This window comes from Streptomyces sp. MMBL 11-1, from assembly GCF_028622875.1.
Lineage (GTDB): Bacteria > Actinomycetota > Actinomycetes > Streptomycetales > Streptomycetaceae > Streptomyces.
The window spans coordinates 120,946-145,690 of record NZ_CP117710.1; the positions used below are offsets into that span (position 1 = coordinate 120,946).

The following is a 24,745-nucleotide window of genomic DNA, read 5'->3' on the forward strand; positions in this document are numbered from 1 at the left end:
TGCGGCGCCTAGTCGTCCGAGTCGTCGGGCTCGGGCATCGGGTTTCCTGGATCGCCTGGGCTGGAGTAGGGGCCGCCGACCTGTCCGTCGCCGGACTGCCGGTCGTCTCCATGGGCCATGATGCTCATCTGTGAGGGCTTCATCTGCTCTCCTCCGCCAGCGGGCCTCGCAGGCAACGGTAGTGGCCTGGTGCCGAATTTGTGGCCGTCTTCCTCGCTTCGATCGGCAAAGTGCTGAACGGCGGCCGCGCGTCGCGGGAGCGACAGGCGCGAGGCCCGTGGTCCCCGCATGCCGGTGCCCGCTGAGTGGAGTCGCCTGGCCTGGGCTGGCGGAGAGGGCGCTACGCGCCCGATGACCGCTGGCCACGGCGAAGGCCCCAAGGGGCCCGTGTTGCGGCATTACGCTACGCGTGTGACGGACACGGTGACGATCAGCGATGCACTTCGGCGGGCGCTGCTCGCGTACAACGCGCGGGCGGTTCACGCGGGCGGTGAGGCAGAGGCCCACGTCTCGGCGTTCTTGGCCGAGGTCGCCGCCGATGTCCTCGCGCTCCTAGACGCCGGCAAGGACCCGGTGCAGAGCGAGCTTCTCGCGGAGGCGTACCGGTGCTTGACCTTCGCTGCCGACGACCCGCTCGGGCAGTCGTGCCGTGAGCGCGATGAACTGGTGAACATCGCCTGCCACGGGCTGGCTCATGCGCGCCTGGCCGGGCCCGGTGGCCGGGCCCGCGAGGACGAGGTGCACGGGCTTCTGGAGGAGGGGTGGACGGCGTCGCTGCTGGCCTGGTCGCAGATCTTCCCGGCTCGCCTGGACGCCGTGACCCAGCCGTGCGCCTGTGGCGCGCTGGGCACCCGCCAGGTGCTGGTCCCTGTCGAAGGGCGGTGACCAATGGCCCGTTCGTTCCCGGAGATCCCCGCGCGTGGGCTCGCAGGCCTGGGCGTCGAACTGCCCGGCCTGGCGGGGATCCGGATCGCGTTGACCGGCGGCCGCGGCACCGCCAAGTTCCACGTGCCGCCGCCCGACCCCGGTCTGCGCCGCTTTCACCACGACGCCTGCCGGTACTCCAAGCCGGCTGATCAGGCCTCCACGTACGGGCTGCTGGAGGTGTTCGAGCGGATCTGCAAAAAGTGCCCCATCGTTCTTCCGGCTGCTGCGGATGCGCTGTGGCGGGCTGTCGCGTTCGCTGCGGGCCGCCGTGAGGTTCTGGACCGGGCCGAGGCGGAGCGGGAGCCGCGGACCTGGCTCGGCTACGCCCGCGCCGCCGCCCGGCATGACCCGGGCGACGACGAGCTGGTGGATCAGTGGCTTCGGCAGGCCCGCGCCGATGCCGCGCTCGCCGAGGACGCGGACACTGTCGCCGACGCCTGGGACCGCCTCAACCGCGCTCGCCGCTCCTTCCTCGACAGGTACGCGGCTGAATGTCCCGAGGTCGAGGCGTACAACGGGGCGCGTGACGCGGTGCGCCGTTCCGTCGGGTCCGAGCAGCGGCGGGTGCTGGACCAGGTGAGCGCGGCGGTCGGCAAGGTCTCCCGTACTCGGCAGCGGACGTACGGGCCGCCGCCGGAGCTGGATGCCGGGGCGCTGGTGTGCGGGGTGTGGCTGGCGGCGCGCTCGCGCGGCCACTCCGCCCGCCGGGCCGCCGAGCTCGCCCACAGTGCGGCCGGGGCGGAGCTGGTCGGTGCCCAGGTCGTCGACGTCACCCGCCTGCACGTCCCGCCCCGCACCGACGGCAGCGCCTACGAGACCCCTGCGGCCTGGGCGAACGAGGAGCTTCAGCATTGGTGGAGGAGCGCGGTCGCGGACATGTGCACGCGTCTGGAAGCCGACTTCGAGGCGGAGTCGGCGGATGCCGCCAGCCGCCTGCTCCTTGTGCGGGACTGGCCGCTGACCGGTACCCGGGACGCACCGGTGGCCTACCTGGCCGCCTCCCCCGTCCTGGGCCCGGTCGTGCCTTACGGGTACCGGGAGGTGGACGACTACGTGTCCTGGAGCGGCGGGGACAGCGCCGGGCCCAGCTTCGGCGCCGTCCTGGCCGCCCCTGCACATCTGGTCGGCAAGATCGAGAAGGAGCAGGCCGCTCAACCCTCCCACCAGCAGGCCCGGTTCACCGCAGGAGGACCCATCACCGACGGTGCGGCAGACATGGAGGCAGCGCAGGGGCTGCTGCGCACCGTGTTCCCGCTGCTGCCCGGCGACGGTGACGGGGAGCCGCCTGTCCCCGCGGCGGCCGTCGCCGAGCAGCGAGCTGCCCGGCACGCCGCGCGTGGACGGCGTCTGGTCGGCGAGGAGCAGCAGCAGCTCTACCGGATCGCGGACTCCATCGGCGGCGGGTACGCCTGCTGGGTACCCGGCGAACCGGACGAGCTGGAGCCGTTCGCCAGGCTCGTATCGTGGCTGCGGTGGAGCACGGTGCGCGTGGACATGCTGTCCGGCCCGTCCGGCGCGGCCGACCGGTGGGTGAGTGTCTTCGGCACCCTGGAGCCCGCCACCACGACCCACCTCGGCATCAGCCCCGGCGGCCGGCACCGCACCGTACGCATCCCCTGGCACCGGATCGTCGCCGTCACTGGCGTCCCGCGCTACGACCCCGGCTACGGCACTCCCGATTTGTGGCAGCCGTACGAACCCGTCGATGCCCCTCCCCCACCCCCGCCCGGGCCCCGCCCCTCACTGATCCGCGGGGCGGGTCTGCGAGCCGTACCCTCGCCGGACGGGGCCGCGTAACCACGACAGTGGGCCTTCGACGGTTCCTCACCCTGCTCCACGTGAGAGGGCGTCGACCTGGTCAAGGCGACGGCGGGCGGCGCGAAAAGCTGATCCGTCGTTCCCGGTCATTCCTCTACCGCTGGGATGGGTTCGGGTGCATCGTGGTCGTGGTGAGACCGCACCTGCCAGGGTGAGGTTTCCCTTCTCAGGCCCTGCCCGCGCCCCCCGTCGCGTGCGGGGCCTGCCGCTCCTCCCGGCTCCCCACGGGAGGCTTCGCGGCTGCCCGGAATCAGAGTTGAGGGAGTTCTCCGGGGCGGATGGGCACGATGGTGACGTCGGTGGCACCGGCAGCTTCGAGGTCGTCCTTGCGGCCGTTGGCACTGCCCTCGTCGTAGGCGACGGAGGACGCTTGGCGTTGCCCAGCTGCATCGGTCCAGGTGAGGGCGAAGTTCTGCATAGTGATCGGCATGATGTTCATCATGGCCGGTGGGTCTGACACTGCCGCGGCGTCGACCGGTACGACTTGCCACTCGGCAGGGTGAACCGGTCGCGGTCTGCGCCTGGGCGGCTTCGGTCGGCCGGTACGAAGGGTGCATGATCACGACGACCCTGCGGGGCCTTGCCGCTACCGCTCTCGCTGTTCTGCCGCTGCTCGCCGCGGCTCCGGCTCAGGCCGCCGAGCCCTTGCCTCTGGCCGAAGCCGTTCAACAGCTGCCCCTGGCTGCTGAGTCCCGGGAGGGATACCAGCGCTCCAGCTTCAAGCACTGGGTGGACGAGGACAAGGACGGGTGCTCGACCCGAGCGGAGGTGCTGATCGCGGAATCCCGAGTGGCTGCCACGGTCGGGCCTCGGTGCAAGGTCACCGCGGGCCGGTGGTTCAGCTATTACGACGGCGTCACCCTCACGGCCCCGGGCGGCCTGGACATCGACCACATGGTTCCGCTCGCCGAGGCGTGGGACAGCGGCGCCTCGGAGTGGACCGCGGCCCGTCGTGAGGCCTACGCCAACGATCTGTCCGCCGAGCGATCGCTGGTGGCGGTCACCGCGAAGACGAACCGCTCCAAGGCCGACAAGGATCCCGACGAGTGGCTGCCGCCGCTGGCTGACGCCCGTTGCACCTACGCGGCGGATTGGGTGTCGACGAAACTGCGCTGGGGCCTGTCGGTGGACGCGGCGGAGGGCGAAGCCCTTGCCGAGCTTGCGGAGGGTTGCGGCCAGGAGACGGTGACGTTCGAGCCAGCCTTCTGAGCTCTTGGTCGCACCCTCCCTCACATCAGGCCGAAGTCGCTCGCGTCGCGGGTAGACACGTGCGGTCCACGAGAGATAGCCAGCGCTGAGGGATGTCCGCGGGCGGCCGGTCGCCCGGACCCTCCAGTTCACGGATCGTACGGTCGTGGAGGTCCCCGCCGCCGTCGTGCCGACGCGCTTGGCTACCTGGCGACGAAGTACGCGCCGCGCCTCCGTAGACCCCGCAGACGGAGAAGAGACTGGCGAAGCGCCGGTCCTCGCAGGGTGGCCGTACCTCCAGGTACTGGACGGTGGACGGTGTCCGGACCGGTGGTGTCGCTCGTGATCCAACCCGCTCCGGCACCGTAGGCACGGCCGCTACGCTCACCCCTAATCCGCGGCGACGTGGAGCGCGCGGGCCATGCCCCGTTCCCGGAGTACGCCCGATGCCGATAGCCGAGCCGGTGCGGTCCCCTCTCGCCCGGCACCGGACCCTCGCCCCGAGCGGTCCGGTATCCGAATACGCTTTTGTGTATCCGGTGAGCCGTTCGGCTCGCACGGCACATCCATCACAACACCGGGCGGAATAAGCCGACTTACCGCCACCCCTTGGTGCCCTGTGGCCATCGCTGGCTACCCTTCTGTACGCAAAGGTGCCCCAGGCAGGGGCACCTGAACATCAGGGGGAATTATGCGCAAGATGGCGGCGACTGCGGCGGGTATGGCTCTGGCGCTGGGGGCCTTGGGCCTCACCACCGCTCCCAGTGCCTCAGCGGCGACACCCTGCCCGTCCGGAGCAGTCTGTATCCGCGAGACGAACGGCAGCATCCTCAGCAGGAACATCTTCTACAGCTACGGCGCCCACAACCTCTCCAACGTCACCGGCAACCGGGTACTGGTCAACAACCAGACCGGCGGCGCCGGCTTCCGGGTCTGCTACGACTACAACGGCGGCAGGTGCTCCGACGTAATGCGCGGCGTGGGCGAGTCCGCCCCGTACAACATGACGCCGATCAACTCAGTCGTCCTCGTGCGCTGAGCACGCCCCACACGCGTCACTCGACGGCCGGCTGCAGAACTCTCACATCTGGTCGCTGACACCACCGTGGCCCGGCTGCCTTCCCGGAGTCAGCCGGGCCACACACGACTGCGTCGGCAGAGTACCGTCGGCGCGGCCCACAAGATGCCCGGGGCGCCAACCATGTCGGGGTGTCGGGGCCCCTTCATCGGTACCGCGTCGCCTTGCCTTCCCAGCTCCTGGGTTCAGGGCACTACGTCGCCTACGGAGCCCCCCTGGAGGGCAGGAGGGTGGACAGGTCGCGCTCGGGGGCGTCGATCCAGAGGCTCTGCCCGTGTTCGGTGACGGAGATACCCGCCCGGGCGCGGGTGGGCCGTCCGAGGGCTTCCCAGGCGTCATGGGCTGCTTCAGCTTCGTCCCAGAGCTGGCGCGGTCCGTACTGGGCGACGGAGTACTCGTCGGTGTCAGGGGTGTAGTCGGCCGAGGCCCAGGAGAGTTGGTCGTCAGCGAGGATCCAGAGGGTCATCTCGCCGCTGTCGTCGTCTGCGGTGACGGGGAGGTGCCAGGCGTCGGGCAGGGCCAGGCCGATATAGAAGAGGGCGTCCGCATCCTGGGCGATCATCAGGGGTGACAGGCCGGTCGGGGAGTGCCTGGCGTCCTGCAGGTGGTGCAGGAAGTCGTCGAGGTAGCCGCGCTTCGGCCTCCGGGTGCGAGAGCGCATGAAGGCCGGGTAGCCGGTGAATCTCCCCTCGGCACGACCCTCGTGAACGTCGAGGACCGCGAACGAGTACGGAAAGAAGGAGCCTCCCCACGGGCTGACGATGCGGCCCTGCGGCGCCTGTTCGACCCAGGCGAAGGGGATCTCGTCGACGGCGTAGGTGGCGATGATCCGCTGGTACGGGGCGCCTTCCGGCCACCCGTGACCGCCGTCGCCCGCCACGATGCACGGGGACAGGCCAGCCGCCGCATTGTTCTTCGCGGCCTGCTCGGCAAGAGCAGGATCGACCTCGACGGAGACGACCCGGTCGGAGCCCAGACGGTGGGCGAGCCACGCCGCGTTGAGCCCCGTGCCCGCGCCCAGTTCTAGAACGCGGTCGGTGGGCTGCACATCGAGCAGAGCCAGCGCTTCCATCATGACGGAGGGCTGCGAGCTCGATGATGTCGGCAGTCGGTACTCGTCCGGGCCCGAGGGACGGCCGTCGTTGACCTGCGTAGTGATCGACACGTCGCTGTAGACCGCCTCAAGCCACCTCTGCGGAGTGACCGTGCGGGAGATCAGCTCATCGCCGACTTCGATGGCCTCGGGGAGGAACAGCTCGCGCCGTACGGAAGCTACAGAGTTCTCCCAAGGGCCCAGGGCCACCCCCTGGGCGCGCAGCGACTCCCGCAACCCAGCGGGCGAGGCCATCACTTCTTCTTCGGAGGGTTGCTCACCGGACCGCTCCACTGGCCGTCCGACTCCTTCGGTGACTGCTGCTTGTCCCCCTCGGTGCCGCCCTTACCATCCCCGTGCTGCCCCATACCCCTGCTCCTCACATCAGACCGGCGTAACGGTCAGCATCCTCTCTCGCACGATGTGTGATCGAAAGGCGGAGACGAGCCATACTGCTCGCGCAGAGGTGGGGCTCCAGCGTCCTTCTCGTGCCGCCCCACCAGCTCCTGGACGCCGCCAGCGCTCCCTTACCGACCCCGGGCCCACCCGACCTCGACGTAGACGAGACCATCGGGGCCCAGCCCGTGTGCGCCCCCGTCGTGCTGAGCTCGCAGTCCGGCACGAGACCGCGCAGGGATGCACTCGCCGCTACTGGCTGGTGACCGAGCGGACCAGAGACAGAAGGCCGAAGAGCGGGTCAGGCAAGGTCAGGATGGCCCGCCACGCTTCCGAGACGGGCGAGCGTGGACCTCTGGGAAGAGCCCTGAAGGTCGCGTTCGCAGTGTGAGGTGGTCGATCAGGTGGCGGTCTAAGCGCCTTTCGGCCGCCCCGCGGCTAGCCCAGGGGCAAGCCGGGCGCAGCGGGCTGCATAGGAGGCGAGGTATTGGTCCTCGAACGCTGCGGCATCCCAGTCGTCCCTGCGTACCTCACCTCCGGGCCATACGTACGCCCAACCCCGTCGGTCGTCGGAGAGCGGCAATTGCCTCAGTTCGTATAGATCGTCCTCAAACGCGTCGAGGATGCGCCACTCTTCGTCGCTCAGGTCGGTCAGTGCCAGCCCGGAGACAACGTCGGCGGGTGTTCCAGCGACGAGGCCCGGGTAGACGCGGCCTTCGAGTGCGGCGGCCCGGTAGCCCCGTGCGACGGCTGGCGACTTGGCCGGAACTCGGCCCAGTAGGGCCCGCAGGACGGCGTCGAACTGAAGAGTTCCGTAACAGAACAGCACATCGGGGCGTGGCGAGAGTCGGCTCTGGTGCTGAGTGGCTTCCGGGGGCGCGGTGGTTATGGCTTGCGTCATGTGCTTTCCGGTCTTAGTGAGATGCCAGGTACATCGCGTCGTAGACGGGTGATTCTGGAGCGTGCTTGATCTGGCCCAGGATCTTGTATCCCCACCGGACATAGGCATCGTGGGCTGGCTGGTTGTCAACGATGCAGGTCAGGGCTGTGACCTTCTCCTCTCGGCCGGAGATGACCGTGTCGTGGATCTGACGTCCCAGACCGTGATTCTGGTGGGTAGGCAGGACCATGAGTTCCCGCAGCCAGAAGATGCCCTTGGAGTTGGCGAGGTCTTGCAACTGGGTCGGTCGTCGGGTGCTGAGGGACGTCCACCAGGGCTTGTCGTTGGGGAGTGTGGCGCCGTGGACGTATCCGACGATGTGACCGTCCAGTCGGGCTGTCACCGTTTCGAATCCTTCGGAGTCGAAGGCGGCTTCGAGGCGGCTCCGGAAGGATTCGACGGAGAAGAAGGGGTCGCCGACGTAGGGCGGGGTGTCGTACACCGTGGCGTAGACGTCGACCAGCTCGGGGAGCAACGCTTTCGCTGACTGCGCGTCGTGCCGCTGAAGCTCCGGGTCCACCGTGTGCACTCTCCTTTGTTTGCTCACGCGACGTGAGTTCTGATCTGTTCGATTAGGTCGCCGACGCCGCGGACGCGTCGATGGGCAATCAGACCATCATGAACGACCGCCAACTGTGCGGTTGTTCGGGTAGACGCCATCCCGCTCGTGACGAGCTGGAGTGCCTGTGTCGCGGCGGCGAGCCCGTGGTCGAGGTCACCGTTCTGCACGGCCGCGACTGAGAGTCGGCCGAGGCACATTCCGCGATTTCTGGAGTGCGCGATGTCCTGTAGCGCTTCAGACCGTGCGAGGAGCGCCTGCGCTCGGGCTACCTGGCCGAGGTCGAGCCGGCACATGCCCTCCAGGCACGTCAGCTCGGCGAGATTGAGGAAGTCTGCCCAGTCCGGGTCCAGCTCGTGGTCGCCGCGTTCCCATTCCTGCCAGGCGCGTTTGATGGCGGCTTCGGCGTTGAGGACATCCCCGATGCGTGCGTGGCCCTGGGCTTCTCGGATGGCCAGCAGTGCGGTGACGCGGCTCGGGGCATTCCAGAGTTCGGCATGGCGCTGTCCGAGCTTGGCGAAGCGTACGGCCTCGCGTCCTTTGTTCAGGTCTACGGCTTGGCGGGCCATGTTGCTCAGGGTGCGGCTGGCGAGTACGTCGTCGCTGGTGTAGTTGGCCGCGTTGAGCGCTTCGGAGAAGTACTGGCGTGCCTGGGTCTGCAGTCCCGCGTCGTAGCAGAACCAGCCGAGCGATGTCGTCAGTTTCCCCGCGAGCGCGTGCAACTGCTGCCCCAGAGCGTCGTCGTAGATGCCTCGGTCGATCATGTGGTGTGTCCAGAGCAGATGAGCCCGGGTCGGTCGCCACAGCCTGTTCGCGCCGAACTGCTGGTCGATGGCGTAGTTGTCATCTGCTGCGCCGGACAGGAGCTCGACCTCCTCGGGCGAGATTCGCCACTCGCCGCTGCGGTCGGCGCCGGTGGTCGTTTCAGTCAGCCATGGGGGCGGGGCCTCATCGGTGAGAGGACTGGGGCCGGCGGCGACGAGGAGAGGGCTGGGTGACGACTGGCTCACCAAGGGCACCGGTGTGAGAACCACTGGACCCGCATTCTTATCTGCGGGGGGAAGGAAGCCCATCTCCTCGAGAGAGCACTCCCAGTAGGCGGTCAGCACTGCCCGGCTGTCGGGATGCGGCCAAGGTGGAGGGTTGAAGTTCTCCCACTTGGAGTACTGGCGGACCGTGAACGTGGGCCTCTTGCTGATCCGCCCCTCTGCCTGGAGGCGTCGGGCAAGGGCTGAGAGTTCCTGGACGACCACCTCTTGCGTGCGGTTCGCTCGGATACGTAACGCCTTGAGTGTGCGCATGCCCACCTCCTCACTGTCTGGATGTCCTCACGGTAGCGACTTCGCCGACCGCGCGTGGGGCTTCGTCGGCTAAAGCACCAGGTCAGAGGGAAAGGGCAGGCGAAAGGGCGGCCAAAGGGCGTCTAAGAGGCGGCCAGAGTTCCGGGGAAAAGACCTGTTCACCGCTCCAGCTCTTCGCTGCACTAGGTCACGCAGCAGACACCCTGTGTTTAGCGTGATGGTGGGAGGGCTTATGGAGGTCGGTGAGATCGCCGAGAGCACGGCTCTGTCCGTGTGGTTCTCCACCGCTACAGCGTGCCCCAGCACCGCGATCCGTCAGTGGCAGGCAAGCCCTCACGCTCCGCGCCGGCTGAAGTGCGGGGTGACCTTCGACGTCGTCCTGGTAGATCGGCGGTTGGTCAAGGCCGCGTTCCGGCTCCTCGATCAGTACGAGCAGCCTCTTGGCCCAGCTGTGAGGTTCACCAGCCTGAGCTCGGCCGCTGTGCTGGTGCCGAGCGGCACGGTCGGACGCTGGGGTCGCCTGGTGGCCGCCTCACAGTGGCCGGGCAGGCTCGCCCGGCCGGTATGCCTCGGCGAGGGGCACGCCCTCGTCGTACCCGCGCCCGCCCCCCTCGCGGCGACCGGGGTCGCACGATGGCTCTTCCCGCCCGACGAGGAGCAGACGATCGGAGGGGTACCGCTGCTGACGAGCCCTGGGCCACTCGCCCGATGCCTCGCCGAGGCCCTCACCTCGCATGCACCGGTGGAGCGAACCCCATTGCGCCGTGCGGTGGCAGCGGTCAAGTCCGCTCTGCCGTACTCCGGGAGGCCGTGATGACAACGGCACCAGCGCAGACCCTTCGCGCGGCCGTACTTGGGCGCATGCCCGGGGAAGGGCACGGCTCAGGGGCGCTCACTCGCGTTCTTCCAGTAGTCCTGCAGCATGTCAGAGGGCCACGGCGGCTGGTGCACCGTTCCGCGGGGAAGCATCTCCGCGAAGACGGGCGCCAGGTCGACAATGGGAGTACCAGCGTCAGCGTCCAGATCCGTGACGTGCAGATCTCGTCCCTCGACGCGCAGCAGCCTCGGGTACGAGATTCCGATCCGGGCCGGACGCCGGTGGTTTCGGTGGACAAGGCCTCCGGTGGCCGGCCAGTCCGGATTTCCCCGCGGGCTCCGCGGTTCGAGTTCGATGTCGCTGTCCGATCCCTGGCTGAAGTGCCAGACCACTTCCAGGTGGCTGAACTCTTCAATGCCCTGCAGTGCGCTTTCCGGGAGACTCGGCACGAGACGGATGACCGACGCGACGCCACCCTTGTAGTCGTCAAGACGACCGGTCGAGCCCTCTACGACCGTGGCGATCACCGGCACCTGGATGTGATGGTCGAACACGTTGCCCCTCTTCCTCTGAACGGGTCCGCCCGGTGCCGACGTGCGCGCGTTCGATTCCGGGGTTCCTTACGGTACGGGTCACCTGTCTGCGAGGACGGCACGGGCCCGTGCGTCGAGGTCGGCGGCCGGTCCTCCGCCTCGGCGGAGGACCGGGCCAAGCGCGCGGCGCATCTGCACGACGGTCTCTCGGGCTCGTCCGGACTGGACGCCGGTCATCGTGTCGAGTGCCTGATGCCACGTGGCGCAGGCCGCTTCGAGTTGGCCCTGCTGGACCTGCACTTCTCCGAGGTATCCGAGGGTGACGGAGTGGGTCCGCTTGAATGGCGCTTGACGCGTGCGGACGCTCCGCTTGAACTGCTGCTCGGCACCCTTCAGGTCGCCCATGTCCCGCAAAGCGGCGGCGGTCTCATGCGCGAGGCTGGCCTCGCCGAAGAACCACACGCGCGCTGGCTCGTCGCCGTCCTGAGAGGCGCGCGAGAGATCGGCCTCGGCACGGTTGAGGACTTCCGCGGCCTGCTTCTTGCAGCCGGCAACGGCGAGTGCTCGGGCGTGGACGACTCCGAGGAGGGCCTTCTCCCTCCAACAGGCTTCGGCGTAGCGGCGGCTGGAGAGGGATCCCTCGGCCAGGCGTACGGCTTCGTGTGGTTGATGCAGGTCCACGGCCTGGTGGGCCATAGCTCGAAGCACGTGGCCGGCGAGCGGCGCGTCACCAGCCTCCTCGGCGAGCTGGGTCGCGAGAGTCAGCCACCGCAGGGCGATCGAGTGTTCCCCTGCGTCGAAACTTGTCCAGCCCGCGAGGTAGGCGAGCTCGGCAGCGGCCGACGTCATGTCGCGGCGCAGACCTTCGGTGGGAAAGCGTCCTGCCAGGAGTTCGGCGACGTCGGTGCGCAAGTAGGCGACCAGAGCCGCGCGGCCCACGCCTCGGCCACCGAGCTGCTGGTCCCGTCGGGACAGGAAGGCGGTCATCTCGCGCACGCTGGTGACGTCCTCGGCCGTGACCGTGTGCTTCGACAGGGGCTTGCGCGTGCGTGCGCGGTCGGCAGCTTCGTGCCACCAGCTGTCGGATGGCAGGGCCAGTCCGGCGACCGAGTAGGCCGACTGTGCCAGTACCTGCCGTCGGGCTATGTCCATGTCCGTGCTCCCGAGAGTCGCCAGCGTCGCGAGGGTGTCGACGCTCCAGGCCGTCGTCATCGGGTCGCCGGTGTCGTCGGTCGCCAGCCCGATGTCCGTCAGTGTGATGGTGCGGCCGAGGCCGCGGGAAAGCGTCGCGGTCAAGATATGCGCTGCGCGGCCTTCCGGTGTGGCTCCACCGATCCAGCGCGCGATGCGGGAGTGGTCGTAGCGCAGGAGTTCCGTTGCACCGTTCTCAGCGGCGACAGTCCTGAAGCGTGCCGCGACTTGACGCTGCGACAGGCCCCATTCCCGGATGACGGCTTCCAGCCGGGTGTTGCGTGTGCGGCTCATGGGTGTGTGCCCCTGTCCCCGAAACGATCTTGCACCACGTGCACCACATCGCTGGTCCAGCTGGCATTCCCGCCGGGCCTCGCACGCGGTTGTCTCGTACAGACGATATTCCTCCAACCCCCGTGTGACGGAGCGGAATCGGCCTCGACATGGCCACGAGCTCGGATGGTGACCGGAAGTGGCTCCTGCGGGGGCCGGGAAGGGCAGCTGATGAACGTGCAGTACCCGATCGCCGGCCTCCGGGGGGCGCGCGCCGTCTCGTTGGTGGCCAGCGGACGAGAAGCCGGGGGGACTCCGTCCCGACCTGTCAGTGTGCCTGCGTGCCGTCCGCGTGACTTCCAGATGGCGGCGGTGGTGCCTGCTCGGGCGGATGCAGTCGCCGGAGCGCGCCGTCAGCTCGCCAGCCTCCTGCAGAGCTCGGGGCTGTCGGAGTGCGCGGCCGCGGTCGAGCTCGTCGCCCAGGAACTCATGGTGAACGCCATGGTGCACGGGTGTGGCAACAGGCCGGAGGGCCGGTTTTCGATGAGGGCCACTCATGGGCATGGGCGTGTGCGCGTCGAGGTGGAGGACCCGTCCGTCCAGCAGCCGCACCCCCGGCCCACGACCACTGATGAGGAGGGTGGCCGGGGCCTTCACCTCGTCGACGCCCTGGTCTCACGCTGGGGGACAGACTCCACCGCGCCGGGCAAGACGGTCTGGTTCGAGATGGACGTTCCCGAGGGGGCAACGTCGTGAACTTCCCCCGCTTCCGTTCAGGGAGCGGCCCGTCTTCCGGGCGCCGGAGCGTCGCTGCCGCCACAGCAGAAACGCTTGCCATGGTGCTGACGGACGACGGCCCAGTCCCCGACTCCGACCAGGACATCCACGACCTGATGCTCCGGCTTCGAGGTCACCTCATGCAGCTCGGGGCGCTCGCGCACGAACGAACTGGCGCCGTGGCCCAGGCCATCGGTGCGGCCTGGGCTCATGAGGCCTTGGTGCCCGAAAGCCATGCTCAGGCTCTGATGCCGCTGAGCAGGTTCGCGACGGCTGTGCGAACGGTGCTCTGGGAACTGCGCGCGGAAGGAGCCCTGTGCGAGCACTCGCCCCCATGTCCACCGGCCGGCGCTTCCGACCACTTGGCGGCCTGCGTCCATAACGCCTATCCGGCGGCCGGCTGGAGCATGCTGTGCAACGGGCTGATCCTCTTCGAGGACACCGGGTACCTCCTGCCGACCGGCGACGTCTTCGGGCCGCGGCGGTCACTGCCCCGCGAGGCGGTGACGACGGCATGACCTCCATCCCCATGATTGAGCCTTCGCCGCTGGGCGTGCGTCTGCTTCCCGCAGTAGCCGCCTGGGACTACGAACGTTGGCAAACAAGCCTCGTCAACCCTGGCCTTCTGCTCGACGCGGTGGCGGTAGCGCTGTATCGAATTCCGCTGCTTGCGGTGCCTTCCGGAGCAGACCGTCGCGGCGGCTCTATGGAGATGGCTGACCCGGTCTTCGCCGAGGCTCTCGTCTGCGCTCTGCTGGGGCGGCCGGGCTTCGACCAGCTCACGGTCTCCGATCACGTTGTGCGATGGGGCGAGCCGCTACCGGAGGGCCTCGCCCTCGATGGACGGTTCCACGGCCTGCGCAATAGGCCCCGGCTAGCCAACCTGATCCGACCCCCTGCCGCACACCGGGCGCCAGCGCTCGCGGCGGACAAACCGGTAATCACCGCCCCCTGGCGCGACCCCGCGCCCTTCCACTCGCACAGGGACCGCTTTCACGCCCACACCACCCTCGCCTCGCATGGAGACCGCACCTCATGACCACCCCGTCGCCTCTCACCCACACCCCGGCCGTTCGCACCCCGCGCATCGAGGACTACGCGCTCGTCGGAGACCTGCAGACCGCTGCCCTCATCTGCCGGGACGGAAGCGTGGACTGGAGCTGCATGCCGCGCTTCGACTCCGGCGCGGTCTTCGCAAAGTTGCTCGGCACCGACGAGCACGGGTCCTGGCGGATAGCCCCCGCCATCGCGGCCGGGGAGCCCGCGCCGTACGCGGACCGGTGCCGCTACGTGGGCGACAGCCTCATCGTCGAGTCCGAGTGGGACACCGCGACCGGCACGGTCCGTGTGCTCGACCTTATGCCGCCCCGTGACGGGCACGGCCCGCAGCTGATCCGGATCGTCGAGGGTGTCACCGGCACGGTGGAGATGGCCTCCACCCTCGCCCCGCGCTTCAACTACGGCCAGCTCGTGCCGTGGGTCAACGACATCGGAGGGCGGACGGTCGCGGTCTCCGGCCCCGACGCGCTGTGGCTCGACACGTCCGTGCCGGGCACTGAGAAGAACGGCGCCGTCCACCACTCCTTCACCGCCGAGGCCGGTACATGGGTGGCCTTCGCCCTGAGCTGGCAGCCGTCCCACGCCCCTGCGCCGGAAGTCCCCGACGCCGAGGTGGCGCTGAAGGAGACCGCGGCGTTCTGGGAGTCCTGGGCAGGGCAACTCGTTTACGACGGCCCGCACCGCGAGGCGGTGATCCGGGCTCTGATCACGCTGAAGGCCCTCACCCACGCCCCCACCGGCGGGATCGTCGCCGCGCCGACGACCTCTCTGCCCGAGGAGATCGGCGGGGTGCGTAACTGGGACTACCGCTTCGTGTGGCTGCGCGACGCGTCAGTCACCCTGTCCGCGCTGCTGCGGACCGGGTTCCGCGACGAGGCGGTGGCATGGCGGAAGTGGCTGCTGCGCGCACTCGGTGGCGATCCGCAGAACCTGCAGATCATGTACCGCCTCGACGGCAGCCGTGACATGCCCGAGCGGGAGCTGAGCTGGCTGCCCGGGTACGAAGGCTCCGCTCCGGTCCGGATCGGTAACGGTGCAGTGGACCAACTGCAGCTGGACGTGCCCGGCGAGGTCATCGAGACGCTGGCCCTGGCGCACGAGCTGGGCGTCGCTCGGTGCGAGAACACCGAGCGCTTGATCCTGCGGCTGGTCGACTACGTCCGCCAGCACTGGCACGAGCCGGACGACTCGATCTGGGAGGTCCGCGGCGGGCGTCGGCACTTCACCCACTCCAAGATCATGTGCTGGGTGGCCATCGACCGCGCGGTCCGTCTGGCGGAGCAGGGCGTGCTCACCACCGACCTGGACGGTCTGGTGGCCCTGCGTGCGGAAATCCACGCCGACGTGTGCGCGCGAGCCTACGACCCGCAGCGCAACACCTTCACCCAGTTCTACGGCTCGAAGGAACTGGACGCCTCGCTCCTGCTCCTTCCACAGACCGGATTCCTGCCGGCCGACGACCCGCGCGTGATCGGCACCGTCGACGCAATCCGCAAACAGCTGGCGCCCGACGGTGTGCTGGTCCACCGCTACCGAACGGAGGGCCATCACGTGGGCATGGACGGGCTCCCGGGCAGCGAAGGCGCGTTCATCCTGTGCTCCTTCTGGCTCGTCGACGCGCTCGCCCTCACCGGCCGACTCGACGAGGCGGAAGTCCTGTTCGAGCAGCTGCTGACGCTGCGCACCGACCTGGGCCTGCTCGCCGAGGAGTACGACCCGGCCACCCGGCGGCAGCTGGGGAACTTCGTCCAGGCGTACTCGATGCTCGGGCTGGCCCATAGCGCCATCCGGCTACAGGACCTCCGCACCAAAGCGGCCAGGCCGGTGATCGCCGCATGAGCACGCAGCAAGGAACTGCGGCCGCTCAGGGCATGCGGTGGCCTCCCTCCGCGCCGCTCTCCGACAGTCCGCTCCGTCAATCTGCAGGAGTTGTTGTGTTGTTCCCTGGCGGCCCCAAGGCCCCTCACTCGGTCATCGCCGCCGGGCAGGTGGGCTGATGCTGGTCTACCTCTACGCGGCCCTCGGGCTGGCCCTGCTCGTCGCGGTGGTGTTCGGGATACTCCTGCGCCGCACCCGCGCGCGACTGGTCCGGGCCCAGGCGGACACACAGGCTGAGCGCAGCCGGGCCGGAACTGAAGCCGAAAGGCTCCGAGTCCAAGCTCAGAATGCCGAGGCTCGCGCGGCAGGGGCGGTGCAGCACGACCGCGCGGTGGTGGCGGAGGTTCGGCATCTGGCCTCTGTTCGGCTGCCCGCGGTGGTCGAGGGGCTGCGGCGCCCGGGTGTGGCCGTGCCCGGCATGGCGGATGAGCGCATGCGCACCGATCCGGTAGCCGGCGTGTGCGAGCAGGCCCTGGCCGTTGTGACCGACGCGGTGCTGGAGGACCGGGTCCGCACCGACGAGTCCGCGCAGGAGGTCGTGCGGTCGGTGATGGGCAGGACACGTGCCCTGGCGGCCCAGGCGGTGCAGCTGGTAGAGAAGGCCCAGTATCAGGCGGTGAACGATCCGGGCCTGCTGCATGATCTGTACGAGCTTGATCACCGGCTCGTCCTGATCCACCGGGACGCGCAGCGCACGGCGGTGGTCTGCGGTGACCTTCCGGGGACGGCGCGTGAGGACACCGTCATTCTGACGGCCATGGAGACGGCGCGGTCGCGCATTGCCCAGCACCAGCGGGTGTCGGCGGTAAGCCACATTCCGGAGGAGGCTGACGGCCGTGCACTGGGCCTGCAGGCTCCATTCGCTGAGCCGTTGATCATGGTGCTCGCCGAACTGTTCGACAACGCGGTCTACTGCTCAGTCGGGTCGGGCCCGGTCCGGGCCGAGGCGCACCCCACGGCCACCGGGGTCTTTATCACCATCTCCGACAGCGGGCCGGGGCTCGACACGGTGGAGAAGCAGCAGTTCGTCCGGCAGATGCTGGAATCCCCCCGTCTTCTTCTGCGCGATGCCGGTTCCCCGCCCCGCCTTGGGCTGGCGGCGGTCGGGCGCCTGGCCCGTCGGTTCGAGGGGCTGACCATCACCCTGGATCCCTCGCCTGCCAGGGGGCTGCGGGTGAACCTGCACATCGATGAGAGCCTCCTCGTTCCGGTGAGCCCGCGCCGGCGGCCCGAGGCGTCCGGGGTCCGGCTGGACCCACTGCCGCAGCAGGAGCAGCCGCAACTGTCGCAGGCGCCGCAGCCCCATCAGCCCGCCGAGCCGGACCGCGCCGCGCTGCCGATGCGCGGCGGCGTTCCCCAGCGTCAGCGCAAGAGCCCCGCCGCCGCCCCGGGGGCCGTCGAGCGCTCCCCGGGGGCACCCGAGGCGTTCCCGCTTCGGGACGCCAACGCCGTCCAGTCCGCCTACGCGTCACTGCAGGCCGGAACTCTCCGGGCACGGCAAGAGCCGGCCGACCATGCCGATCACCCGTCCACCAGCGCTTCTTGGGAGTCCTGATGAGCAACACCAGCCCGCGGTTCACCATCTCCGGGGAACGGCAGCCGCTGCAAGGGAAGTTCGATGCCCAGGCCCAGCGTCTGCTGGAGGCGACCGATGCGCGGTATGTGGTGCTGGGCTCCGCGGACGGGCTCGTGCTGGGCCGTGACGCGAACGCCGGTCGGGACTCCTCCGAGGGTGGGGCCGCACTGGGATCCTCGGTCTTCGGCGCCATGCAGGCCCTCGCCGAACTCTTCCCCGCCTCTGACGACCCGCAGACGGCGGGACAGATCACCACCGAGCTCCACGGCGGGGGCGGCGGATACATCGTGTTGGCGGTGGTCGGCCCGGAGGTGCGGGCCGTGCTGTGGCTGTCGGCGGGAGCGGATCTCGGCAAGGTGAGCTACGAGGTCGTCAAGTTCTCGCAGTGGTTCGCCCCGGAAGTAGCGGGCCGTGCCCAGGCGTGAGTCGCCCCGGGAGATCCCCACCTACTTGGCCACCGAGGGGCGGACACGGCCCCGGACCGAGGTCAAGGGCCTCAAAGACCTGCTGACGCGCCTGGTGTGGCTGCGGGAGGAGCCCCGCCCGGGCCAGAACCTGAGCCCTGCGCAGGGGGCCCTTCTCGACGCGGTGCGGGGAGGTTCGCTGACGCTGGCCGACGCGGCGGCCTATCTGCGTCAGCCGCCCGTCGCGATCCGGATCCTCACGTGTGACCTCATGGATCTGGGCCTCGTCCAGGCTGCCCCGCCCGCCGCCCAGAACGACGTCGACCTTATGGAGAGAGTGCTTCATGGCCTCCGCAAGCTCAAGGACACAGCCGCTTGATGTCCCTGGCTACGTGCCACGGGAAGCGCCCCTGGTGAAGCTCGTTGTGGCGGGTGGTTTCGGGGTGGGCAAGACCACATTGGTCGCGTCCGTCTCGGAGATGCAGTCGCTGCACACCGAGCAGACCCTGACCGCGGTCAGCGCGTCGGTCGACCTCCTCGACTACACCCCGGAGAAGACCACCACCACGGTCGCTGCGGACTTCGGGCGCCTCACCCTGGACCCGGAAGATCCCACCGCACCGGTGATCTACCTGTTCGGCACGCCGGGCCAGGCGCGCTTCCAGAGAGTGTGGGACGACGTGGTCTACGGAGCGAAGGGGGCACTTTTGCTCCTGGACCTGCGACGCCCGGAGGCGTCCTACGAGGCAATGGATCTCGTCGAGCGCTCCGGCATTCCCTATGTGGTCGCTGTCAACGACTTCCCCGGTGCCCCGTACGTCAAGGACTCCGCCGTGCGCGCCGGTCTCGACCTGGGCGAGGAGACCCCTCTCATCCACTGCAACGCCCGCAATCCGCACTCCTCCATCGACGCGTTGATCCGGCTCGTCGAGCACGTGATGACCACCTACTCCCGGGACGTCGCCCGATGAGCACACCGCCCCCGCCGCCTTACTACGCGCTGCACACCGACCACTTCGCCCAGGCCGGCAACCGGGCCGCCTACTACACCAGCATGCGAAAGTACTACGGGGCGGTTGCTCCGGTGGAGATCGTGCCTGGCCTCTACGGATGGCTGGTCGTCTCCTACGAGGCCGCCAAGGACGTGCTGCTGGATTCGGGGAGCTTTAAGAAGGACCCCACCGAGTGGGCCGCCCAGCTTCCCGCCGACCATCCGGTGCTCGGCATGCTCGGCCCGCGGCCGAACCCGTTGTTCACCGACGGCGCCCAGCACGCCCGCTACCGTCGGGTCGTCACCGACGCACTGGCATCCGTCGCCCCCCACCACCTGCGCGACACCGTGCGGGTCGTGGCCGATTACCTCATCGACCAGTTCGCCGCGGAGGGCTCGTGCGATCTGGTCAGGCAGTTCGCGCGGCCGCTACCCAGCTACCTGTTCAACCGGCTGTTCGGGCAGGGCGACGACGAAGCCCCACGGTTGGTGTCCTCGCTGGCCGGGCTGATGGAAGGCGTCGGCGCGGAAGTGGTGGCCGCAACGCGGGAGTTCGAGGGCTACATGGGCGACCTGCTGACCTCCAAGGCGGCCCGGCCCGGCCCGGACCTGGCCACCGCCATGATGCAGCACCCTGCACGACTCAACCAGGAAGAGCTGCTGCACCACTTCGTCCTGACCGTTGCCGCCGGTCAGGAACCCACCACCAACCTCCTGGGCAACAGCCTGCTGGAGTACTTCACCGACGACGACATCTACACCGAAGTCGTCAACGGAACCCTCGACGTCATGCCCCTCATCAACCGGGTCCTGGCCACGCGCCCTCCGATGGCGAACTACGGAGCCCACTACGCCCGCCACCCCATGATGTTCCGCGGCCGGCAACTGGCCCCCGGGCAGCCCATCCTCATGTCCTACGAGGCCGCCGCCCATGACCCCGAGGTACTGGGCACCGGCGCGCACATGGCCTGGTCGCTGGGCCCGCACACCTGCCCGGCCAGCAGCATGGCGCTCACCATCACTCAGATCGCCCTCTCCCAGCTCATCCACCGGCTCCCCGACCTCCAGCTCGGCGTGGACGCCGCCGAGGTCCGTAACCGGCCCGGCCCCTACCACCACGCGCTCGAAGCCCTCCCCGGCCGCTTCACCCCCGTCACGGCGGCGACCCGCAGCGAACCACCGTGGCAGTCGAACCCATACACCACCGCCACCACCGCTCCGGACGGCCCCGTAACCGGGCCCGCTCCGGCGAGCTGGCAAACCTGGCTGCCCACCACGTGCCCGGCCGGACACGGCTCCCACCAGCATCTCTAGACCGGGCAACCACCCTCCGCCCGACCCCGCCCGGCGGTCCGCGAAGTCTCCTTCACAGGACCACCGCACGGCCCGGCCGTCAGCTCCCGCCTGCCCGCTTCATACCCATCGTCCCGCTCCCCGAGCACTAGGAGGCCCCACCATGAGCGCTGCCGACATCCTGGTACTGGATCCCAAGGCCCGCGACCGAGTCGGCGAGGACCGCGAGCTCCGCTCCCGCGGCCCCGTCGCCCGCGTCGATCTTCTCGGCGTCGAAGCATGGGCCGTTAGCCACCCCGCCCTCCTCAAGCAGCTGCTCATCGACACCCGTGTGAGCAAGGACGCCCGCCGCCACTTCCCCACGTTCGAGGAGACCGTCCAGCGGTGGCCGCTGTGGCTGTGGATCGCCGTCGAGAACATGTTCACCGCCTACGGCTCCAACCACCGGGCGCTGCGCAGGCTGGTCGGCCCGGCCTTCAACCACCGCCGCACCCAGGCCATGCGCCCGGTCATCCAGCAGATAACCGACCGCCTGCTGGAGCAGATGCTGGCAAAGGATCAGGCCGGCGACCTGGTCGACCTGCGCGCGGATCTCGCCCACCAGCTCCCCATGGACGTCATCCACCACCTCATGGGCATGCCGCGTGAGTGGCAGGAGGCCATGGCCGAGCCGGTCGGCAAGGTCTTCGACACCTCCCTCGACATGGCCGCAGCGCTCCAGAACGGGGAGGACCTGAAAGCCCTGCTGGCCCGCTTCGTCGAGCACAAGCGCGAGCACCCTGGCGACGACCTGACCACCGATCTGATCCGCGCCCGCGACGGGGACATGCGGCTCAGCGAGGAGCAGCTGGTCGACACGCTCGTCCTCGTTTTCTCCGCCGGCTACGAGACGACCGTCGGGCTGATCGTCAACACGAACCGGAACCTCCTCACCCACCCCCGTCAGCTGGAGATCGTGCGACGCAACCCGAAGGAGGCGACGGCCGCGGCAGTCCAGGAGACCCTGCGCCGCGACGCGTCGGTGGCTTTCCTCCCCCTGCGCTACGCCACCGAACCCATCGACCTGCCCGAGGCCGGGGTCCGTATCGAGCAGGGGGAGCCGATCCTCGCCGCCTACAGCGCCGCCGGCCGCCACCCTGAGGTCTTCGACGAGCCCGACACCTTCGACGTGCTGCGGCACAACGCCTCGGCCCACCTCGCCTTCGGACACGGCGCCCACATGTGCCTCGGCGCCCCGCTGGCCGTCGCGGAAACCGACATCGCCACCCAGTCGTTCCTGAAGGCCTTCCCCGACGCGGTGATCGCCGTGGACGAGGACCAGCTCTCCCCGTTGGAGTCGATCATCTCCAACAGCCTCAGCACCCTGCCCATCACCCGCGGCGATCTCCGGTCAGGGGCGGCAGCGTGAACCCGACCGCGATCCGCCGCCCCGGCCGCGCGGACTATGCGCTCGCGGCGGCCCCCGCCCGATCCTCGCCCGGGTCCGCACGATGACACGCGCGAAACTCGTGGCTTATTTGGTGACCATCGTGCTCGCCCCCGGCTCAGTCATCCTCGCCGCGAGCGTCCGGCCCTTCACCTGACCCTCACCGCCCGCATCGCAACCCATCCACGTACTCGAAGGAGTAGCTGTGCCTGAGCTGATCAGGGCCGATGCCGCCCTGGGCCGTCCTCCGGCCCCTCCCCCGGCGCACCATCAGCCTCCTGGACGGCGCACCAACGGCCTGAACGGCACTCCTTCGCACCACCACGGGTACCCGGCCAGCACTTCGGCCGACCGCCCTTCTACCACTCCCGTCGACGCTCTCGCCCTCCTGGCCAGCCCGGAGGGCGGTGAGCCGCTGCTGGCCCGGGTCCGCGCGGCGCTGTCCCGCTACCCGTACGGGGCTTTCCTTCCCTCGCTATCTGCCCTGGCAGCCGAGTTGGGGGAGCAGGTCGAGCATGTGCGCAGGGCGCTCGGCAAGCTGGAGGCGGAGGGAGAGCTCGTACAGCAGGTTGGTCGGCGAACTTCTGCACGGTACCGACTTCGGCCGGAAGAACCGCATCCCCAGGATGTCGATCTCGATCGGGCTGTACGCGAAGGCATCCGATCCGGGCGGTACCCCGTCGGCACTCCGCTGCCGACGGGGCTGCTCGGGCAGCAACACCGATTCCCGGGCACCCTGATCCCTCGCGCGCTCCGGCACCTCGTCTCCGACGGCTATGTCTCCCACCGGGACGGCCCTGCCGGGCCCGGCTACTACGTCGTCGTGCGGCCTTGCACTGCATCACCCGCCTCGGCAGCACAGGGGGCCGGCCGATGACGGCGCAGGAACTCATGGTTGAAGCGTCCGGGGCCCCGACGACGGCCACGGGTCCGCGGTCTGGCCGGTTGCGGAGGGTGGTCCCGTGGGTCCCGGTGCCGCTGTTGGTCATGCAGGCATTCGCCTTCCACTCCGCCAGATACCTGGCGCGACGGCACGGCATCATGCAGTTCATCCGCCCGAGTGGCGCCGATGGGTTCGGGGCGGGCGCCGCCTTCCCCGCCCGTCGTCCATGCACCGGCGTCCCGGACGCCACATTCGTCCATGTTGCGTCTCCCGTGTCTCCGGTGAAGGACCTCAGCCGCGCGTGCGCCCTGCGGCACGACCGCGCCGTCTTCCACGGGGTGCTGCCACTTCTGCGTACGCCCGCGGTGGAAGCCCTGGACCGGCAGCGGCCGATCGGGATCCTTATCGACAATTCCGGTCCCTGGGCGAGCAGCTTCGCCGACCTCCAGTTCACCCTGAACACGCTGCGCGGCTGGCTGCCGCCCGGCAGCGCGATCGCCCTGACCCACACCACGGACGACGCCACCACCCTCCCCCGTCAGCACGCCCAGGCCCGTGGACACCGTGCCGCAGCCGATCTCGCGGCGGCATCCAGCTGTTCATCGAGGCCTCTGACTCGCACCCAGATCCGCAGCCTCATCGAACCCTGGCCACTGACCGAGCACGGTCTGCTGCCCACCAGCGCGTTCCTCGCCCAGCCTTCCTCCTCTGGCCCGTCCGCCCGCCGCAAGTGCGGCTCCTACGCCGCCATCTCCCTCCACGCGGAGGCGACATGACAGCCCGCATCTCCTCCGAGCCCGACCGGGAGCTCCAGCCCCAGCCGTTGAGATTCCTGGGCCCCGAACGTGACGCCGTGTTCTTCGGCACCGCGCAGTCCCCGCGGGTGTACGAGTGGATGCTCGGCGGCTGCGAGAACTACGAGGCCGACCGGGACCTGGCCCATGCGCTGCTGGAAGTGGCCGACTGGGTCAAGACCTCCGCGCAGCTCAACCGGGACTTCCAGGTCCGGTCCTACACCTGGTGCCGTGAGCAGGGGGTGCGGCAGTACCTGGAGCTGGGATGCGGCTATCCCCACCACCCCGTCCTCTACGACGTCCTCGGCCGGCAGTGCCGGGTCGTCTACGTCGACCGTGACCCGGGCGTCCTCGCTCACGCCCGGACTGACCTCGACCAGGACCACGACACCACCGTCGTCGGCGCGGACGTCCTGGCGATGGACGAGCTGTTGAATAGTGACGCCCTGCGGCAGGCGATCGACCCTTCCCAGCCGGTGGCGGTGTTCCTCGGCGACGTGCTGCCCTGGTGCCCCGACGACTCGGCCGTCGACCGGGCGATGGCGGCCCTCCGTTCGTGGATGCCGCCCGGCAGCTTCCTGGTTCTCACCCACTTCACCGACGAGTTCACGCCCGGCCAGGCCGCGGCCGTGGCCGCCACCTACGCCGCCCACGGTGTGCAGGTGCGCCCCCGTTCGCGGGAGCAGATCGCCGCCCTGTTCGGTGACTTCGTCCACCAGGGGCCGGGCCTGTGCGCGACCGGGCAGTGGCACCGCGGCAGCCCCCAGGCCCGCCGTCCGCCTGAGGGCTCCGCCGCCTTCGCCGGGATCGCCATGAAGCCGACGGCCCAGGGGAGGAACGCTTGACGCCGCCCGACACCACGTGGGACTCCGACCGGGAGGCCGAGTACCTCGCGCAGGAGGAGTACGACCAGTTCCTGGACCTCGGGTGCGGCATTCCGTACTTCTTCGCGATACGGGACGGGAAGCGCTCGTACGACGAGGTGGAGCATGTCCACGAGGCCGTCGCCCGCTTCCAGCCGCACGCCCCGGTCCTCTACGTCGGCATCTCCCCCGTCGCGATCGGCCAGCTGCGTGCCTGCATGGACAACGACGACAACTGCACCTACGTCCACGGCGATATCCGGCACGTTGCGACCCTGCTGGCCTCCCCGCAGGTCACGGAACACCTGGACCTGACCCGGCCGGTAGCGGTGCTGGCCCACGACGTCCTGTCCTGGATGACCCTCATCGAAGCCAGGGAGACCGCCCGCGGGCTCAGGCACGGGCCGCCGCCGGGCAGCGCACTGTCGATCACGCACCCGACCGACGACCTGGGCCTGCCGATGTCGAAGCTCACGCCCCCGTGCGAAGAAGCAGACGTCGTCTACCAGCCGCGTCCCCGGGAGCACGTCGAAGCGCTGCTCGGCGGCTGGCCCCTGCTGCCGCCCGGTCTGGTGCCCACAGGGGCCTGGTCACCGCGCCACGCGGGGACCGAAGCGCCGGGGGACCGCTCCGGCGCGTTCGCCGCGATCGCCGTCAAACCTGCCAGCCGACCCACCTGCTGAAGGA

Annotated in this window: 27 protein-coding genes; 18 read left to right on the top strand and 9 right to left on the bottom strand. The window is 69.5% G+C overall.

Annotation, left to right across the window (positions count from 1 at the left end; all coding sequences use genetic code 11):
- Positions 1-8 precede the first annotated feature (8 nt).
- Positions 9-143: a hypothetical protein gene (locus PSQ21_RS35915; RefSeq protein ID WP_274036403.1), complete on the bottom strand. Its 135-nt coding sequence runs from the start codon at positions 141-143 to the stop codon at positions 9-11.
- 268 nt (positions 144-411) lie between these two features.
- On the opposite strand from PSQ21_RS35915, the gene PSQ21_RS35920 reads away from it, so the two are divergent.
- On the top strand, positions 412-885 hold the full coding sequence (locus PSQ21_RS35920; RefSeq protein WP_274036404.1) for a hypothetical protein: 474 nt from the start codon (positions 412-414) through the stop codon (positions 883-885).
- Between the two features lie 3 nt (positions 886-888).
- Positions 889-2,724: a hypothetical protein gene (locus PSQ21_RS35925; protein ID WP_274036405.1), complete on the top strand. Its 1,836-nt coding sequence runs from the start codon at positions 889-891 to the stop codon at positions 2,722-2,724.
- A 271-nt stretch (positions 2,725-2,995) separates the two neighbouring features.
- On the opposite strand, the gene PSQ21_RS35930 is transcribed toward PSQ21_RS35925, so the two are convergent.
- Positions 2,996-3,175: a hypothetical protein gene (locus PSQ21_RS35930; protein WP_274036406.1), complete on the bottom strand. Its 180-nt coding sequence runs from the start codon at positions 3,173-3,175 to the stop codon at positions 2,996-2,998.
- A 125-nt stretch (positions 3,176-3,300) separates the two neighbouring features.
- Here PSQ21_RS35930 and PSQ21_RS35935 point away from each other — a divergent pair, with 125 nt between their 5' ends.
- Entirely contained in the window at positions 3,301-3,954 is a 654-nt protein-coding gene (locus PSQ21_RS35935) for an HNH endonuclease family protein (RefSeq protein ID WP_274036407.1), read from the top strand.
- A 679-nt stretch (positions 3,955-4,633) separates the two neighbouring features.
- On the top strand, positions 4,634-4,972 hold the full coding sequence (locus PSQ21_RS35940; RefSeq protein WP_274036408.1) for a hypothetical protein: 339 nt from the start codon (positions 4,634-4,636) through the stop codon (positions 4,970-4,972).
- Between the two features lie 241 nt (positions 4,973-5,213).
- Here the strand turns inward: PSQ21_RS35940 and PSQ21_RS35945 are convergent, their stop codons facing one another.
- From PSQ21_RS35945 to PSQ21_RS35960, 4 genes are all read right to left on the bottom strand, one after another.
- On the bottom strand, positions 5,214-6,359 hold the full coding sequence (locus tag PSQ21_RS35945; protein WP_274036409.1) for a methyltransferase domain-containing protein: 1,146 nt from the start codon (positions 6,357-6,359) through the stop codon (positions 5,214-5,216).
- A 553-nt stretch (positions 6,360-6,912) separates the two neighbouring features.
- Complete coding sequence (locus PSQ21_RS35950; protein WP_337961709.1) at positions 6,913-7,509, bottom strand: gamma-glutamylcyclotransferase family protein; 597 nt, start codon at positions 7,507-7,509, stop codon at positions 6,913-6,915.
- Positions 7,415-7,960 carry a GNAT family N-acetyltransferase gene (locus PSQ21_RS35955; RefSeq protein WP_274036411.1) on the bottom strand — a complete coding sequence of 182 codons (546 nt, stop codon included), beginning with the start codon at positions 7,958-7,960 and terminating at the stop codon, positions 7,415-7,417. Before PSQ21_RS35955 ends, PSQ21_RS35950 begins: the two co-directional genes overlap by 95 nt.
- Before the next feature lie 23 nt (positions 7,961-7,983).
- The gene (locus PSQ21_RS35960) at positions 7,984-9,300 is read right to left on the bottom strand and encodes a hypothetical protein (RefSeq protein ID WP_274036412.1); all 1,317 of its coding nucleotides are present in this window, start codon (positions 9,298-9,300) and stop codon (positions 7,984-7,986) included.
- Between the two features lie 232 nt (positions 9,301-9,532).
- Between PSQ21_RS35960 and PSQ21_RS35965 the strand changes: the two genes are divergently transcribed.
- Positions 9,533-10,114, top strand: coding sequence for a hypothetical protein (locus PSQ21_RS35965; RefSeq protein ID WP_274036413.1), 582 nt, complete (start codon positions 9,533-9,535; stop codon positions 10,112-10,114).
- Between the two features lie 68 nt (positions 10,115-10,182).
- On the opposite strand, the gene PSQ21_RS35970 is transcribed toward PSQ21_RS35965, so the two are convergent.
- Both PSQ21_RS35970 and PSQ21_RS35975 read right to left on the bottom strand, forming a co-directional pair.
- Positions 10,183-10,671, bottom strand: coding sequence for a TrmO family methyltransferase domain-containing protein (locus PSQ21_RS35970; protein WP_274036414.1), 489 nt, complete (start codon positions 10,669-10,671; stop codon positions 10,183-10,185).
- A gap of 78 nt (positions 10,672-10,749) precedes the next feature.
- Positions 10,750-12,135, bottom strand: a complete 1,386-nt coding sequence (locus PSQ21_RS35975) for a Tat pathway signal protein (protein ID WP_274036416.1) — start codon at positions 12,133-12,135, stop codon at positions 10,750-10,752.
- Between the two features lie 342 nt (positions 12,136-12,477).
- On the opposite strand from PSQ21_RS35975, the gene PSQ21_RS35980 reads away from it, so the two are divergent.
- The 10 genes from PSQ21_RS35980 to PSQ21_RS36025 all read left to right on the top strand — a co-directional run bounded on the left by PSQ21_RS35980 (position 12,478) and on the right by PSQ21_RS36025 (position 21,500).
- The gene (locus PSQ21_RS35980; RefSeq protein ID WP_274036685.1) at positions 12,478-12,870 is read left to right on the top strand and encodes an ATP-binding protein; all 393 of its coding nucleotides are present in this window, start codon (positions 12,478-12,480) and stop codon (positions 12,868-12,870) included.
- An 80-nt stretch (positions 12,871-12,950) separates the two neighbouring features.
- A complete protein-coding gene (locus tag PSQ21_RS35985) occupies positions 12,951-13,409 on the top strand; it encodes a DUF5999 family protein (RefSeq protein ID WP_274036417.1) in 459 nt (152 codons plus the stop codon).
- Positions 13,406-13,930 carry a DUF6302 family protein gene (locus PSQ21_RS35990; protein ID WP_274036418.1) on the top strand — a complete coding sequence of 175 codons (525 nt, stop codon included), beginning with the start codon at positions 13,406-13,408 and terminating at the stop codon, positions 13,928-13,930. The genes PSQ21_RS35985 and PSQ21_RS35990 overlap by 4 nt, the downstream gene beginning before the upstream one ends.
- Complete coding sequence (locus tag PSQ21_RS35995; protein WP_274036419.1) at positions 13,927-15,789, top strand: glycoside hydrolase family 15 protein; 1,863 nt, start codon at positions 13,927-13,929, stop codon at positions 15,787-15,789. The genes PSQ21_RS35990 and PSQ21_RS35995 overlap by 4 nt, the downstream gene beginning before the upstream one ends.
- A 157-nt stretch (positions 15,790-15,946) precedes the next feature.
- Entirely contained in the window at positions 15,947-17,383 is a 1,437-nt protein-coding gene (locus tag PSQ21_RS36000; RefSeq protein WP_274036420.1) for an ATP-binding protein, read from the top strand.
- Positions 17,383-17,829: a roadblock/LC7 domain-containing protein gene (locus tag PSQ21_RS36005; protein ID WP_274036421.1), complete on the top strand. Its 447-nt coding sequence runs from the start codon at positions 17,383-17,385 to the stop codon at positions 17,827-17,829. The genes PSQ21_RS36000 and PSQ21_RS36005 overlap by 1 nt, the downstream gene beginning before the upstream one ends.
- Positions 17,816-18,187: a DUF742 domain-containing protein gene (locus PSQ21_RS36010; protein ID WP_274036422.1), complete on the top strand. Its 372-nt coding sequence runs from the start codon at positions 17,816-17,818 to the stop codon at positions 18,185-18,187. Before PSQ21_RS36005 ends, PSQ21_RS36010 begins: the two co-directional genes overlap by 14 nt.
- Positions 18,153-18,779, top strand: coding sequence for a GTP-binding protein (locus tag PSQ21_RS36015; RefSeq protein ID WP_274036423.1), 627 nt, complete (start codon positions 18,153-18,155; stop codon positions 18,777-18,779). The genes PSQ21_RS36010 and PSQ21_RS36015 overlap by 35 nt, the downstream gene beginning before the upstream one ends.
- The gene (locus tag PSQ21_RS36020; protein WP_274036424.1) at positions 18,776-20,113 is read left to right on the top strand and encodes a cytochrome P450; all 1,338 of its coding nucleotides are present in this window, start codon (positions 18,776-18,778) and stop codon (positions 20,111-20,113) included. The genes PSQ21_RS36015 and PSQ21_RS36020 overlap by 4 nt, the downstream gene beginning before the upstream one ends.
- Before the next feature lie 142 nt (positions 20,114-20,255).
- Positions 20,256-21,500, top strand: a complete 1,245-nt coding sequence (locus PSQ21_RS36025; protein WP_274036425.1) for a cytochrome P450 family protein — start codon at positions 20,256-20,258, stop codon at positions 21,498-21,500.
- 493 nt (positions 21,501-21,993) lie between these two features.
- Here PSQ21_RS36025 and PSQ21_RS36030 read toward each other — a convergent pair whose 3' ends face one another.
- Positions 21,994-22,239 carry a hypothetical protein gene (locus PSQ21_RS36030; protein WP_274036426.1) on the bottom strand — a complete coding sequence of 82 codons (246 nt, stop codon included), beginning with the start codon at positions 22,237-22,239 and terminating at the stop codon, positions 21,994-21,996.
- A gap of 443 nt (positions 22,240-22,682) precedes the next feature.
- On the opposite strand from PSQ21_RS36030, the gene PSQ21_RS36035 reads away from it, so the two are divergent.
- Genes PSQ21_RS36035 through PSQ21_RS36045 form a run of 3 tightly spaced genes read left to right on the top strand, consistent with a single transcriptional unit; the run spans position 22,683 to position 24,741 of the window.
- Positions 22,683-23,177 carry an SAM-dependent methyltransferase gene (locus tag PSQ21_RS36035; protein WP_274036427.1) on the top strand — a complete coding sequence of 165 codons (495 nt, stop codon included), beginning with the start codon at positions 22,683-22,685 and terminating at the stop codon, positions 23,175-23,177.
- Entirely contained in the window at positions 23,174-24,040 is an 867-nt protein-coding gene (locus tag PSQ21_RS36040) for an SAM-dependent methyltransferase (RefSeq protein WP_274036428.1), read from the top strand. The genes PSQ21_RS36035 and PSQ21_RS36040 overlap by 4 nt, the downstream gene beginning before the upstream one ends.
- Positions 24,037-24,741, top strand: coding sequence for an SAM-dependent methyltransferase (locus PSQ21_RS36045; protein WP_274036429.1), 705 nt, complete (start codon positions 24,037-24,039; stop codon positions 24,739-24,741). The genes PSQ21_RS36040 and PSQ21_RS36045 overlap by 4 nt, the downstream gene beginning before the upstream one ends.
- Positions 24,742-24,745 lie beyond the last annotated feature (4 nt).

Excerpts from the sequence above, each read along its gene's own strand:
- PSQ21_RS35935 (WP_274036407.1), top strand. The coding sequence starts at position 3,301 with ATGATCACGACGACCCTGCGGGGCCTTGCCGCTACCGCTCTCGCTGTT.
- PSQ21_RS35960 (WP_274036412.1), bottom strand. The coding sequence starts at position 9,300 with ATGCGCACACTCAAGGCGTTACGTATCCGAGCGAACCGCACGCAAGAG.
- PSQ21_RS35940 (WP_274036408.1), top strand. The coding sequence starts at position 4,634 with ATGGCGGCGACTGCGGCGGGTATGGCTCTGGCGCTGGGGGCCTTGGGC.
- PSQ21_RS36040 (WP_274036428.1), top strand. The coding sequence starts at position 23,174 with ATGACAGCCCGCATCTCCTCCGAGCCCGACCGGGAGCTCCAGCCCCAG.
- PSQ21_RS35950 (WP_337961709.1), bottom strand. The coding sequence starts at position 7,509 with ATGCCTATGTCCGGTGGGGATACAAGATCCTGGGCCAGATCAAGCACG.
- PSQ21_RS36000 (WP_274036420.1), top strand. The coding sequence starts at position 15,947 with ATGCTGGTCTACCTCTACGCGGCCCTCGGGCTGGCCCTGCTCGTCGCG.
- PSQ21_RS35925 (WP_274036405.1), top strand. The coding sequence starts at position 889 with ATGGCCCGTTCGTTCCCGGAGATCCCCGCGCGTGGGCTCGCAGGCCTG.
- PSQ21_RS35985 (WP_274036417.1), top strand. The coding sequence starts at position 12,951 with ATGGTGCTGACGGACGACGGCCCAGTCCCCGACTCCGACCAGGACATC.
- PSQ21_RS35990 (WP_274036418.1), top strand. The coding sequence starts at position 13,406 with ATGACCTCCATCCCCATGATTGAGCCTTCGCCGCTGGGCGTGCGTCTG.
- PSQ21_RS35930 (WP_274036406.1), bottom strand. The coding sequence starts at position 3,175 with ATGCCGATCACTATGCAGAACTTCGCCCTCACCTGGACCGATGCAGCT.
- PSQ21_RS36025 (WP_274036425.1), top strand. The coding sequence starts at position 20,256 with ATGAGCGCTGCCGACATCCTGGTACTGGATCCCAAGGCCCGCGACCGA.
- PSQ21_RS35965 (WP_274036413.1), top strand. The coding sequence starts at position 9,533 with ATGGAGGTCGGTGAGATCGCCGAGAGCACGGCTCTGTCCGTGTGGTTC.
- PSQ21_RS35980 (WP_274036685.1), top strand. The coding sequence starts at position 12,478 with ATGGCGGCGGTGGTGCCTGCTCGGGCGGATGCAGTCGCCGGAGCGCGC.
- PSQ21_RS35915 (WP_274036403.1), bottom strand. The coding sequence starts at position 143 with ATGAAGCCCTCACAGATGAGCATCATGGCCCATGGAGACGACCGGCAG.
- PSQ21_RS35975 (WP_274036416.1), bottom strand. The coding sequence starts at position 12,135 with ATGAGCCGCACACGCAACACCCGGCTGGAAGCCGTCATCCGGGAATGG.
- PSQ21_RS35995 (WP_274036419.1), top strand. The coding sequence starts at position 13,927 with ATGACCACCCCGTCGCCTCTCACCCACACCCCGGCCGTTCGCACCCCG.
- PSQ21_RS36015 (WP_274036423.1), top strand. The coding sequence starts at position 18,153 with ATGGCCTCCGCAAGCTCAAGGACACAGCCGCTTGATGTCCCTGGCTAC.
- PSQ21_RS35945 (WP_274036409.1), bottom strand. The coding sequence starts at position 6,359 with ATGGCCTCGCCCGCTGGGTTGCGGGAGTCGCTGCGCGCCCAGGGGGTG.
- PSQ21_RS36005 (WP_274036421.1), top strand. The coding sequence starts at position 17,383 with ATGAGCAACACCAGCCCGCGGTTCACCATCTCCGGGGAACGGCAGCCG.
- PSQ21_RS36020 (WP_274036424.1), top strand. The coding sequence starts at position 18,776 with ATGAGCACACCGCCCCCGCCGCCTTACTACGCGCTGCACACCGACCAC.